The 14,816-nt window shown below is 35.5% G+C and carries 6 protein-coding genes; 4 read left to right on the top strand and 2 right to left on the bottom strand.

The window, feature by feature from the left end:
* Positions 1-289: 289 nt before the first annotated feature.
* Together H600_RS0117315 and H600_RS0117320 are read right to left on the bottom strand one after the other, a co-directional pair.
* Entirely contained in the window at positions 290-2,389 is a 2,100-nt protein-coding gene (locus H600_RS0117315) for a RagB/SusD family nutrient uptake outer membrane protein (protein WP_026729970.1), read from the bottom strand.
* Positions 2,390-2,430: 41 nt separating this feature from the next.
* Complete coding sequence (locus H600_RS0117320; protein ID WP_026729971.1) at positions 2,431-5,586, bottom strand: SusC/RagA family TonB-linked outer membrane protein; 3,156 nt, start codon at positions 5,584-5,586, stop codon at positions 2,431-2,433.
* Positions 5,587-6,036: 450 nt separating this feature from the next.
* Between H600_RS0117320 and H600_RS0117325 the strand changes: the two genes are divergently transcribed.
* Genes H600_RS0117325 through H600_RS0117340 form a run of 4 tightly spaced genes read left to right on the top strand, consistent with a single transcriptional unit; the run spans position 6,037 to position 14,737 of the window.
* Positions 6,037-8,835: a glycosyl hydrolase gene (locus tag H600_RS0117325; protein WP_026729972.1), complete on the top strand. Its 2,799-nt coding sequence runs from the start codon at positions 6,037-6,039 to the stop codon at positions 8,833-8,835.
* A 22-nt stretch (positions 8,836-8,857) separates the two neighbouring features.
* On the top strand, positions 8,858-9,982 hold the full coding sequence (locus tag H600_RS0117330) for a glycoside hydrolase family 88/105 protein (RefSeq protein ID WP_026729973.1): 1,125 nt from the start codon (positions 8,858-8,860) through the stop codon (positions 9,980-9,982).
* Positions 9,982-12,948 carry a glycoside hydrolase family 2 protein gene (locus H600_RS0117335; protein ID WP_026729974.1) on the top strand — a complete coding sequence of 989 codons (2,967 nt, stop codon included), beginning with the start codon at positions 9,982-9,984 and terminating at the stop codon, positions 12,946-12,948. The genes H600_RS0117330 and H600_RS0117335 overlap by 1 nt, the downstream gene beginning before the upstream one ends.
* Entirely contained in the window at positions 12,932-14,737 is a 1,806-nt protein-coding gene (locus H600_RS0117340; RefSeq protein WP_026729975.1) for an alpha/beta hydrolase fold domain-containing protein, read from the top strand. Before H600_RS0117335 ends, H600_RS0117340 begins: the two co-directional genes overlap by 17 nt.
* Positions 14,738-14,816 lie beyond the last annotated feature (79 nt).

The following is a 14,816-nucleotide window of genomic DNA, read 5'->3' on the forward strand; positions in this document are numbered from 1 at the left end:
TTGATTTTCAAAGGAAAATAAAGAATCACCTTCTAAATATGGATATCTGAATTAAACAATATTTTTTTTTCAGATACCCTAATTTTATTCAAAATTTTTTATCGAATATAAAACAAATATCTGAAATTTATGACAATTTGAATTAAAAAATGTAATCGATTGCATTTTTATTTTACAAAAACAAGCTGACACATACTTTTGACGACTATCATTTCTATCGTTTTGTGCTGAAAACAAAAAAAAACCGCCCCAAAAATGGGACGGCTTTCAAAAACAAAAATTAAAAAGTTTAGTAACCTGGATTCTGCCAAGCTGCTTTTTGTGCTGGCGATAAATTAGAACCATCGTCATTCAACAATCCATCAATAAATGTTTGAGGAATTGGGCGAAGCTCATGTTTATTTGCTTTAATATTCGTAGCTGCTTCAGCATTGAATGCTTTAGCACGTTTGATAAGCATTCCAGTACGAGAAAGCGTTTCCCAACGTTGCCATTCTCCTAAAAGTTCACGAGTAGACTCGTTAAGAATAAAGTTTATAGCGCGCTCTTTATCTGATGCAGCTCCGACTTTAGCAATAACAGCTTCGTCTTCTGCTGGTAAATTATTAGGGAAAGAAGTTAATCTTAAATCAGAAGCCGCAGTTGTAACCGCAAGTGTTGGATTAGACAAATAATAAGTATTCATATCTAAATTAGAAGCAGTGAAGGCTGTAGCTGAAGTTCCAGTATTCAAAGGATTAACTTTAAATGCTTGCGAACCATCATTATAGTAAGATCTGTTTTCTCCAGCTTTCCATTGTGCTCTCGCTCTTACTACGTTGATATCCTGCATTGCATTTCCATATTGGCTAAGACGAACATAGCATTCCGCACGTATTAAATACGTTTCAGCAAGACGAGCCATAATTACATCACGATGTGAATCACCTCTTTCAGCAGTACGAGATCCACAATCTGTTTTGTTGATACCCGCAAAGAAGTTACAAATTGGCTGATTCTTGAATGTAGGAGCTACATAAGTTCCGTTTTGATAAAGCACTAAAGAGTTTGGAACAAATTGTCCTTTTTTAACTGCCAAAGTACCTGAAGTAGGAGTTTGTCTTGCTCCTGTATTCCATTCTGGCAAACGTCCAGCAGCATCAGTCCATGTTGGAGCCTGAACACTAGCACCAAATTTTGCACCGTTATAAGTATTATCGTTTTTTGTATTTAAGATCATTACAATACCCGGATCTCCAACTTTTACTCCTGCATTTGCATTTACAACAGTATTAGCACCGTAAACAGTTCTAAAAGTTTTCCACATACGAGCATCATTTACGTGATCAAACACAGCATAAGTATATTCTGTAGGACGGCAACGTTGAAAATCCATACTTCCAATCCAAACACCACGTCTTACCCATCCTCCAGAGAAACTAGAAAATTGAGGAGCGAAATAGTTGTAAGTACGGTTCCCGAAACGACCTACCGTAGCCGCATCTCCATTATGGCCAGCAGCCATTAAGATTTCGTTTAACTGCTCATTTGGACAATCAATTCCAGTCCAGTTAGCATATAAATCGCTATAGTTAGCAGTCAAAGGACCACGAGCTGTAATTGCATAAGAACAAGCATCGATTGCTTCCTTAAGGTCTGCATCTTTGTAAGAAGCATTCCAAGCATCATTACGTTCAGAAGCACGGAACAATAAAGATTTCGCCAAAAAGTGTGCAGCAGTAGCTTTTGTCCAAGTAACCCCTTTTCCATAAGTAAAAACTTCACCTTCAAAAAGGCTGTAAGCACTACGGAAATCAGCTATTACTTGTTCCCAACATTTCTCTTCTGTGGCACGCTCATAGTTACGAACAACTCCTTCGATTGGTTTAGTTTGAAGAACAACACCTCCGTATTGCGCAACCAATTTATAATAGTTGAATCCTCTTAAAAAGTGAGCATGAGCCAAAATACGATTTCTAGTTTTTAGATCTGGAATTACTTTTTCAGCTTTAGCAATAATTGTATTTGCAGATGCAATACCATAGTACATTTCATCCCAAAGTGCATTTGGGTTTGTTGCATTTCCATTTGCCGCACCAGTTGCAGTTGATGCTCCTACTGGGCCAAAACGGTTATCATAGGTATTCCACATTTCATTCGTAAGGTCATTTGCATTTGTAAACTCATCTGTACCATACAATGTAGTTCCATAAGACCATTCAAAACCAAAATGCCAACGAATATTACCATAAAGAGATACTGTTAATGCCTCAAGACCTTCAGGCGTATCAAAATATGCTGTCGAATATGCATTTGTTTGTTCTTCGTCTAAGAAATCTTTCGAACATGATGAAAAGGTTACCCCTGCCATTATCAAAAGACCGATTCCGATATTTTTTATATTATTCATTTTGTTACTTTTAATGTTATAATTCAATTCGCCATAATTTATTAGAAACCAACCTCAACGCCCATTACAAAACTGCGATTGAAATATGTTCTCTCAGTATCAAAATCATACCAATTCAAAGATTGATAGATACTTCCTGGATTTACAGCTTGAACATAAAATTTCATGTTTGCCAATCCAATATTATTTGCAACATCTTTAGATAAATTGTACCCCAAAGAAATATTACGAATTTTTACGAAAGATGCTTTTTGGAAACCAAGAAGTCCAGAGAAAGGATCTTGTGAACCTGAAGTTGCCTGCCCCATAATTGGTTTTTGGAATTCTGCATCTGGATTATCTGGAGTCCAGTAATCAGTTTCACGTTGGTTAGCATGAGCTGTTAAAGCCTCGCCTCCTAAAGACGCAGTATATCCTGTACGCCCGATAATATTTATTCCTAAATCAAATCCTTTATAAGTAAAACTGTTGTTCCAACCTCCGGTCCAACGAGGATTATTATTTCCTACAACTACACGATCAGTACCGTCCATTCTGTAATCACCATTTTGATCTTTAGGTCTTACGTTACCAGGTGTAAATTTATAACCATTAGCATTCCATTTTGCCATCTCAGCAAGATCTTCTGGCGTATTTTGCCACAGACCATCATTATCATAACCGTAACGTACAGCAATAGATTGTCCAATAAACCATGAGTTACTTACCATGTCTTGTGCACCATTTGCTAATGAAACAATTTCATCTTTTTGGAATGCACCGTTTAAATTTGTCTCCCATGTAAATCCAGAAGCCGTTTGAATTGGAATAAGATTAAGCGTTACCTCAACACCATGGTTTTTTGTTTGACCAATATTCGAAACAATATATGGATAACCTGATACTGGCGGAATATCTACTCTCAGTAACAAATCTTTAGTATCTGATTTATAAGTATCGATAGTACCACTAATTCTGTTATTCAAGAAACTAAAATCAAGACCAAGGTTGTATTGAGTAGTTTTTTCCCATCCTAAGTTTTTATTAGGCATTCCAGTTTGATTAGCTGTATAATAAGGCTCATTTGTAGTAAAACCAATTGTATTGCTCATTCCATTAAAAGGAAGGAATATCTGGCTGATATTTCCTAAAGTTCCATAAGGATCAACAGAAGAGTTACCAGAAGTACCAAAACCTAAACGAAGTTTTAAGTTTTTAATCCAATCAACATCTTTCAAGAATGCCTCGTTGTTGATACGCCAAGCTAATGCAGCAGAAGGGAAAAAATCCCATTTGTGACCTTCAGATAATTGTGTAACTCCGTCCCAACGTCCTGATACTGTCAATAAATAACGATTATCATAACCATAATTTGCACGAGCCATATAAGAACTAATAGCACGTTCAGTTAGACCTGAACTCATACGAGCATTGTTAGCTGCATTTGTAACATCTACAGATCCCATTGCATTCCATAAAAATGAAGGTTTAGGGATATTATTAGCACTCATTGAAGAGTTTTCAATATTCCAAGATGATGCAGTCTGCAATAAAGTCATACCTACTTTATGCTTAGCAGCAAATGTACGATCGTAATTAATGATATTATCAACAGTCCATGAGAAATCACGACGGTTTTGAAGACGTGCAAAATTAACACCTGCACTACCATTTGAATTCACTTTTAGTGATGATGTTCCATCAATATAAGCACCTTCTCTCCAATGACGGAAATCAGGACCAAAATTCAGTTTATAAGTAAGTCCCTCTAATGATTTTGTCATTTTTCCAAAATCTAAATTAGCAGTAAAATTACCTAATATACGCATTGTTTGAGATTGCTGCGTACTTTTATTCCACTCATCCATGATCGTGTAAACACCTGATTCACCACCTGGATTAATAATCAAGTTACCGTTAGCATCATACGGAACAGCAATATTATAAATTTGTTTCGCAGCACCATAAATTGCATCTGGAGATGTACCACTTCTTGCACTTAAAGTTGACATACCGTAATCTTGCTCACTCCATGAAACATTGAAAGAGGCAGTCATTTTAAACCAATCTACTGGTGTAATATTAGAAGTCAATTTTGCAGTATATCGTTTGTACCATTGCCCTTTTTGAGTACCTTGATTATCTAAATAACCTACAGAACCATATGTGTTCACTTTTTCAGAACCTCCACTTGCGCTAATAACATGCTCTGTACTTACACCTCCTTGAGTTACATAATCAGTCCAGTCTGTGTTAGTTACTTTAGAAGCATCCCATGTACCACTAGCCCATCCTTTCAATACATTATCTCTTGAAGTTTGACCATCTAATGCACTGTCAAAAATCAATTTATCATTTGCTAGCGTAGGTGTTGCTGGATTAGCATATTTAGTTGGATCAAGATTGTATGCTGCCCAACGTCTGAAAGTAATGAAATCTGCTGCACTCATTGATGGTGATCTATCCACAATTTCAGAAGTACTTACTGTACCAGTATAATTCAAAGTAAATCTACCTGATTTTCCTTGTTTAGTTGTTACAATAATAACCCCGTTTGCTCCACGAGATCCGTAAATAGCTGTCGCTGAAGCATCTTTAAGAATATCCATAGATTCAATATCTCTTGGATTTAAAGTTTCAATGGCAGAAGCAGACATTAATGGCACACCATCAACAACATATAAAGGATCATTACTTGCAGTCAAAGATCGATTACCACGAATACGCACGGTACCAACACTTCCTGGACGCTCGTTTGTCGTTACATCAACCCCGGCAATTTTTCCTTGTAAAGCTTCAGTTGCGCTTGCAACAGGTCTATTCATTAATTTCTCAGCAGATATTGTTGAAACTGACCCCGTTACATCAGATTTTTTCTGAGTACCATAACCAACTACTACAATCTCATTAAGCTGAGATACTTCTTCTGCAAGCTTAACATTGATTTCTAATGACTGGCCAACTGTCTTTTCAACAGTTTTAGAACCGGTTGATGAGAAAACCAATACTTGTCCAGTATTAGCGCTGATAGAGTATTTTCCATCAAAATCAGTGCTAGTTCCCTGCTTTGTTCCTTTAATAAGTACATTTGCTCCTGGAATAGGTAACCCAGACGCATCAGTGATTGTACCTTTAACCACTTTGTTTTGCGCATAACCTGTTGTATGCAATAATGCAAACAAAGCGAAAATTAGCAAAAGACTAAGTCTATTTTTCATAAAAGTTAAATTTGGTTAATTAATTAGTTTATCCCAAATTTATTTAGAAGCAGGTGGCACAGCATCCTGTAGTATCCTGTTAACTTTCAGGTTCTTATACCGTATTTTATATTTTCTTTAACTCAAAAAAGCGCTCAACTCCTTGATTTACAAGGCCGAATAAGTGTAAAATTAACAAATATTATATCAAGAATTTTATTGAAATATTTTTTTGTAATTCATAGTAATTTAGACTTAAAAATACGAATTGAGAAAAAAATACGACAAATTATTACTCTTTTGATTTTTAATAAAATGACACAAAACAGGACGCTACAGGATAGCAAATTGAGATTCTGCCCTTACTTTTACCTTATTACAATTAGTAAAAAGTTACTATTATCTGTTTCCATAGTTATTATGAAGTAAGTAATTTAGTAACCGCTTTATAAAACTCACGAACTTTAACCAATGAAAATAACCAAATCAAATTGTCTTATTATATTATCCCTTTGCTGGATTTTTAGTTCTACGGCTCAGGAAAAAAATTCGCCTTGGCCAAAATCAAGTAATGCAAATCAGCCTTGGGCACGCTGGTGGTGGATGGGTAGCGCTGTTGACAAACCCAACCTAAAAAAAAGCCTGACTGATTTTCATAAAGCAGGAATTGGTGGTGTAGAAATTACTCCCATATATGGTGTAAAAGGTCAAGAAGCTAATTTCATCGATTACCTTTCTCCAAAATGGATGGATATGCTAGATTATACCATTCATGTGGCAGACAGTCTTCATATGCAGGTTGACATGGTTTTAGGAACAGGATGGCCTTATGGTGGATCTCATGTTACTGTCGCAAATGCTGCAACAAAACTGATTATTGAAAAATATCCGCTGAAAAGAGACGAAATATTTGACCGAAATATTTCTCTTGAAAACAAAAAGGAAAAAAATCCTGCTGAACTATTATATGTAGTAGCATATGGAAAAGATGGCTCGTACATCAATTTAACTGATCAACTTAAAAAAAATCAAACCAAAATAAAAGATAAAGGTATTGATGGAAACGCGGTTGAGATTCCAAACCAAACGGAACCGAATAAATTAAAATGGAAAGCCAAGAAAACTGATTATACCTTATATGCTGTTTTTAGTGGCAAAACTGGACAACAAGTAAAAAGAGCAGCGCCTGGCGGAAGCGGTTTTACATTAGACCACTATTCACAAGATGCTTTTAATGCTTATGTTGTACCATTTAACAATGCATTTAAAGGTCGCGAAGGAAAAATAAGAGCTGTTTTTAATGACAGTTATGAAGTTTACGGAACCGATTTTACACCAAAATTCTTCGAAGAATTTCAGAAATTAAGAGGATACGACTTAAAAAAAGAACTTCCCATATTATTGAATGAAACTGACGGCGAAATTGGCAATCGTATCAGAAGTGATTACCGCCAGACAATTGGTGATTTACTATTAAACAAATTTGATAAGCCATGGACGGAATGGGCGCATTCAAAAAACTTTAAAACTAAGCTTCAAGCACATGGTTCACCAGGAAATTTAATTGATTTGTATGCGGCGGCTGATATTCCAGAATGTGAAACTTTTGGTTCTATGCCATTTGCAATCCCAGGTTTTAGAAGAGAAAAAGAAGACATTCGCGAAGGCGATGCCGATCCAGTGATGCTGAAATTTTCATCTTCTGCTGCTCATATTTCTGGAAAAAATCTCGTTTCGTCTGAGACTTTTACTTGGTTGAGAGAACATTTCAAAACAGCACTTTCGCAATGTAAACCAGAAGCTGAAGATTTGATGCTAAGCGGAATAAATCATATTTTCTTGCATGGATCGACTTATTCTCCGGACAGGGCTGTGTGGCCTGGATGGCAATTTTATGCGTCAGTAAATTTTAATGCAAATAATAATATTTGGGAAGATGCCCCTTCTCTATTCTCTTATATTTCAAATTGTCAATCTTTATTGCAACAAGGAAAATCGGACAATGAACTTTTGCTTTATTGGCCAATTTTTGACACTTGGGACAAATACCAAAAAGGAACCTTATTTTTTGAATTCAAAATACACTCACTTCAAGAGTGGCTTCACCCGACAACTTTTTATGCTTCGACTAAAAACTTGATGAACAAAGGCTATGGTGTAGATTTTATCTCAGATAATTTTATTTATGAAGCTAAAGTTGTAAACGGAAGAATTAATCTTAACGGTACAACATTCAAAGCTTTGGTAATTCCGCCGGTAAAAAAAATGCCTCTTGCCACAATTCAAAAACTGATTGAATTGCAAAAATCGGGCGCTAAAATTATCTTTGAAGGACTTCCAGAGTCTGTTCCTGGTTTTAATGATTATAAAAAACAAGAACAAGAACTTCAAAATATTTTAACTGCAAATAGTGATTTGGTTAAGCCAACTTCGGATATTTTCAAAACTTTAGAAAATGCCCAAATTTATCCTGAAACACTGGTAAATACAGGTTTAAAATTTATTAGAAGAAATGTCGATGGAGAAAAAATATATTATCTAGTAAATCATACTCCTAAAACAATTGATGAATTTATTCCGATAGAAATTGGAAACAAAGAAGTTGTGATTTTAAATCCGCTGAATAGAGAATTTGGAAATGCAATTGTAAAAAAAGAAGCTAATAGAACCTTAGTTAAAGTTAAAATTGCACCGGGAGAATCTTATTTTCTAAAAACAGAAAATATCGCTTCGCAAAAAAAATGGAATTATTACGAACCAATTGCTGAAGCTGTTTCATTAAAAGGAAACTGGAAAATAAATTTTGATAAAGGAGGACCACAATTGCCACCAAGCGCAACAGTTTCTACTTTAGAATCTTGGACAAAACTAGGGCCAGAAGCCGAAGCTTTTTCAGGATCAGCGACTTATACCTTACAATTTGACAATCCAAATTCAAAAATTGAAAATTGGAGTTTAAACTTGGGCGATGTTCGCGAAAGCGCAAAAGTTTGGCTTAATGACGAGTTTATTGGTACGGCTTGGTCAGTTCCATATCAATTAAATCTTGGAAAATTAAAATCTGGAAAAAACACATTAAAAATTCAAGTAACCAATCTTTCTGCTAACCGCATTCGAAACAAAGAATTAAAAGGCGAAGAATGGAAGATTTTTTATGAAATCAATATGGTCGATAAAGATTATAAAAAATTCGACGCAACAAAATGGGCTCCAATGCCTTCTGGACTTTTAGGGCCAATCACGATTACACCATTAAAACAGCAAAACTAACTATTAACTAAGAATACAAAAAATGAAAAAATTATCTTTATTCTTCTCAATATGCTTTTTGTACACCTGTACAATCATCGCACAACAGCCATTTGACAAAAAATTAGTCTTAAAACAAATGATTTTGGCTAATGATTATTTCATGCAAAAATGGCCAGAAACAGGCAAAACAATCATTACGAATAAAGAACGCCCAAGCAACATTTGGACAAGAGGAGTTTATTATGAAGGATTAATGGCATTACACGAAATTTTTCCAAAAGAAGCGTATTATGACTATGCTTATTCTTGGTCAGAATTCCATAAATGGGGATTCAATGGAGGAAACACAACTCGCAATGCTGATAATTACTGTGCCGCTCAAACCTATATTGATTTGTACAATTTAGAACCAGATGCTAAAAAACTAAAAAACACAAAAGCAAACATAAATATGCTTTTGAATACGCCTCAATTAGACGATTGGTCTTGGATTGATGCTATTCAAATGGGAATGCCGGTTTTTGCCAAATTAGGTGTTTTAGAAAAAGACAATCGCTATTTCGAAAAAATGTATGAAATGTACATGTACTCAAGAAACAAACACGGCGACAATGGACTTTTCAATCCAAAAGAAGGTTTATGGTGGCGAGATGCTGATTTTGATCCACCTTACAAAGAGCCAAATGGAAAAAATTGCTATTGGAGCCGTGGAAATGGATGGGTTATTGGCGCTTTAGCAAAAGTTCTGACTATTATTCCTGAAAATGCACCACACAGAGAGCAATATGTAAAAGATTTAAAAGCAATGGCTGCGGCATTAGTTCCAATTCAAAGACCTGACGGATTCTGGAATGTAAGCTTGCATGATCCAACAAACTTTGGCGAAAAAGAAGCTTCTGGTACAGCATTATTCGTTTATGGAATGGCTTACGGAATCAATAGTGGTATTTTGAAAAAAGAAACCTATTTACCAGTTGTTCAAAAAGCATGGAACGCGCTAACTACTGAAAGTCTTCATGCTAATGGATTTTTAGGATTTTTACAATCAACTGGAAAAGAACCTAAAGATGGACAGCCATTATCTTACGACAAAATCCCTGATTTTGAAGACTATGGCTTAGGTTGCTTCTTATTGGCTGGTTCAGAAATCTATAAAATGAAATAATGAAAAAAGCACTCTTGTTCCTTGTTTTAATCCTCTTTAAAACGACAATATTTTCTCAGGAATTTAAGAGAGAAAAATACAATTTCAATTCCGATTGGAAACTAAAAACCGGAGACTCTCAAAATGCAGAGTCTCTTGGTTTTAATGACAATTCCTGGAAAAAAATCACGCTTCCACACGCCTACAATCAAGAAGAAGCTTTCGAAAAAGATATTGAACATCTCACTACTGGAATTGTTTGGTATCGCAAGAAATTCAAACTTCCAAAAGGAATTAAAGACAAAAAAATATTCTTAGAATTTGAAGGAATTCGACAAGCCGGAACTATCTATATCAACGGACAAAAAGTTGGATTGCATGAAAATGGGGTTATGGCTTTTGGTTTTGATATTTCAAATTTACTTAAGCCTTTTCCGCAAGAAAATATTGTTGCACTCAGAATCGACAACGACTGGAAATACAAAGAACTAGCAACCGGAGCTCCTTATCAATGGAATAACATTAACTTCAATGCCAATTATGGCGGTATTCCAAAAAATGTTTTTCTACATATTACCGATAAATTATACCAAACACTTCCACTCTATTCCAATCTAAAAACGACTGGAGTCTACATCTATCCTTCAAAAATTGATATTCAAGCAGAAAGTGCAGTGATAAATGCTGAATCCGAAATTCGCAATGAATTCGATACTCAAAAAACAATCCAATATAGTGTGATAATTGAAGATTTGGAAGGCAAAACAGTCGCCCTTTTTTCTGGAGAAAAAATCACAATTGCGCCCAATGAAACCAAGATCTTAAAAGCTAATGCTTTAGTAAACAAGCTACATTTTTGGAGCTGGGGTTATGGTTACTTATACACTGTAAAAACCATTTTAAAAGTTGATGGAAAAATCGTGGACGAAGTTTCAACTAAAACTGGTTTTAGAAAAACAGCTTTCGCCGAAGGTCAATTTTGGCTGAATGACAGAGTTTTACAAGTAAAAGGTTATGCACAAAGAACCAGCAACGAATGGCCAGCAATCGGCATGTCAGTTCCTGCGTGGTTAAGTGATTTCAGCAATAAATTAATTGTTGAAGGAAATGGAAATTTAGTTCGATGGATGCATGTTACGCCTTGGAAACAAGACATTGAATCCTGTGATCGAGTTGGATTATTACAAGCAATGCCAGCCGGGGATGCTGAAAAAGATGCACAGGGTGATACTTGGAAACAACGTGTAAACTTAATGCGTGATGCCATTATTTACAATAGAAATAATCCGAGTATTATTTTTTATGAAAGCGGCAACGAATCCATCAGCGAAGCGCACATGCACGAAATGAAAAGCCTAAGAGATACTTACGATCCTTTTGGCGGACGTGCAATTGGTTCTCGCGAAATGCTGGACAGCCAAGAGGCTGAATACGGTGGAGAAATGCTTTACATCAATAAAAGTGCACGAAAACCATTGTGGGCAACAGAATATTCCAGAGATGAAGGAATGCGTAAATACTGGGACGAATTTTCACCACCATTCCATAAAGAAGGTGACGGTCCGTTATACCGAGGAAATCCAGCATCTGACTACAATCATAATCAAGATCGACATGCCATTGAAAATATAGTTCGCTGGTACGATTATTATAGAGAAAGACCCGGAACTGGAAAACGAGTAAATTCTGGTGGCGTAAACATTATTTTTTCCGATTCAAACACACATCATCGAGGCGAATCAAATTACAGAACCAGCGGTGAAGTCGATGCTATGCGTATTCCAAAAGATGGTTATTGGTCCCATCAAGTAATGTGGGACGGCTGGGTTGATGTCGAAAAGCATCGCACGCATATTATGGGGCATTGGAACTATAATGACAAAGTTGTAAAAAATATTTATGTTGTTTCTACAGCCTCAAAAGTAGAACTTTTTGTCAACGGAATTTCGCAAGGTTTTGGAAAACAAAGCAACGAGTTTTTATTTACTTTTGAAAATATTGCTTGGAAATCAGGTACAATAAAAGCAATTGGATATAATAAAAACGGAACTATTTTAAGCCAAGATGAAAAAGCAACAACTGGAGATCCGTCTCAAATCAAACTCAAATTAATTTCACAACCACAAGGAATGCTTGCTGATGGTGCTGATGTAGCCTTAATTGAAGCTGAAGTATTGGATAAAAACGGTAATCGCTGTCCAATCAGTAATAACATGATTACGTTTTCTTTAAACGGCCCTGCAACTTGGCTGGGTGGTATTGCCCAAGGTCCAAAAAATTATATTCTTTCAAAAGAAATTCCAGTCGAAAATGGCATTAACCGAGTGATGATTCAATCTTTGGCAAAAGCTGATAAAATTACTGTTTCAGCTCACTCACAAGGATTAAAATCAGCTGAATTATCGTTTGAAACTAAGACTGTAAATACAATAAACGGTCTCTCTGAAGAGCTTCCAGGAAATAACCTTCCTTCTAATCTAGAACGCGGATCAACTCCGAAAACACCTTCTTATACACAAAAAAGAATTCCAGTAAATATTTTAAATTCAGTTTCACCATCAAACAATAATGATACGTACAAAAGTTACGACGACAACGAATTAACAGAATGGCGAAATGATGGCAATATCAATACAGGATCAATAACGTATACACTTTCTAAACCATCAATCGTTAACGAAACAGTTGTTAAATTTACAGGTTGGAGAACCAAGATTTATCCAATCAGAATTTTAGCTGACGGAAAAGAAGTTTTTAAAGGAAACACTACTCAGAGTTTAGGCTATGTCACGATTCCGCTAGAACCTGTTATGGCCGAAAAAATCACAATTGAATTAGTTGGTACTAATACAGAAAAAGATGGATTTTCAAAAATTGTTGAAGTAGATCCAACAAAAGAATTAGATTTATATAAAGATAAAACCTCGGTTGATGCAACCGGTCAATTACGCATCGTTGAAATAGAATTTTATGAAAAAATCAAATAATTCAAACCACTTAAAAGCGCTACTGCTTTTAATGTTTATAGTGACAACTCCAGCGCTTTCGCAGAAAAAAGAATTTCCGTTATGGGATAAAATTCCAGACGAAATTGTTTCTAAAGAATATTTAGAATTGGTTGAAAAAGACATAAATGGTGTTGCAGATGGAGTTCGAAAAGTAACTTTACCAACACTTACCGCTTATTTAGCAGCTCCAGAAAAATCAAACGGAACATCAGTGATCATTTGTCCTGGAGGTGGTTACGGAATGCTGGCTATCAATAAAGAAGGTTTTAAAGTTGCTGATTGGCTTAATAGTTTAGGAATAAACGCTTTTGTCTTAAAATACAGACTCCCTAGTGATTTAATCATGAAAAACAAAACTGTAGCACCTTTGCAGGATGCTCAGGAAGCTATGCGAGTAGTGAGAAGAAACGCCTTAAAATGGAAATTAAATCCAAACAAAATTGGAATAATGGGTTTCTCGGCTGGAGGACATTTGGCTTCTACTTTATCAACTCATTACAATGATAAAGTCTACACACCTTCTGATACAACAAGCGCTAAACCAAATTTTTCAATTTTGATTTATCCTGTAATTTCAATGCAGGAAGGCGTTACACATCAGGGTTCTAAAGACAATTTATTAGGCAAAAATGCTGGAAATGAATTAGTCGATAAATATTCCAATGAACAACAAATAACTTCTTCCACACCAAAAGCGTTTTTAGTTCACGCAACAGATGACAAAGCAGTTCCAGTTGAAAACAGCATCAACTATTATTTAGCTTTGAAAAAAGAAAAAGTTTCAGCAGAAATGCATTTATATGAAAACGGAGGACACGGTTTTGGATTAGGCCTAAAAGGAACAAATGCCAACTGGCCAAAAGACTGCGAAAAATGGCTTACTGCAAACAATTACACTTTAAAACCAGACGGTTATGTATTTACTTATTTTAAAGGAAATGGCGAAGACGGACTGCATTTAGCTTGCAGCGAAGATGGCTACAAATGGATAACGCTAAAAAACGACACTTCATTTTTAACTCCTGAAGTTGGAAAAGATAAACTGATGCGTGACCCATGTGTTATCAAAGGCGGAGATGGCTTGTATCACATGGTTTGGACTGTTAGTTGGACAGACAAAGGAATTGGTTACGCTTCATCAAAAGATCTGATTCATTGGTCAAAACAAGAATTTATTCCGGTAATGGCGCATGAAGAAAAAGCGAGAAATACATGGGCACCCGAAATCACTTATGACGAAAAATCAAAAAACTATATGATTTACTGGGCATCGACAATTGATGGCAAGTTTCTGGAAACAAAATCGGATGAAGAAAAGGGATATAATCATCGTATTTATTACACGACCACTAAAGATTTTAAAAAATTTGCCAAAACAAAATTGTTGTATGAACCAGGATTCAATGTAATAGATGCTTCGATCGTAAAGGAAGATCAACAGTATGTCATGTATTTAAAAGATGAAACTCGAAATCCGGTTCAGAAAAATTTAAAAGTTGCTTATAGTAAAAATTTAACTGGTCCTTACAGTGCTGCAAGCAAAGCCATCACTGGCGATTATTGGGCAGAAGGTCCAACAGCTATAAAAATAGATGGAAACTGGATTGTATATTTTGATAAATACACACAGAAAAAATACGGAGCTGTAAAACAAACTTCTAAAGGCTGGGAAGACATTTCTGGCCAAGTTAGTTTTCCAATCGGAACTCGCCATGGAACAGTTATAAAAGTCTCTGCAGATGAAATTAATGCATTGAAAAAACAATAAAGCTCTATTAAAAATCAAAAAGCAGGATATTGAGCAACCTATATCCTGCTTTTACAAAATGAATTAATACAATTTTTTA

The sequence above is a fragment of the Flavobacterium denitrificans DSM 15936 genome (genome assembly GCF_000425445.1).
Classification (GTDB): domain Bacteria; phylum Bacteroidota; class Bacteroidia; order Flavobacteriales; family Flavobacteriaceae; genus Flavobacterium; species Flavobacterium denitrificans.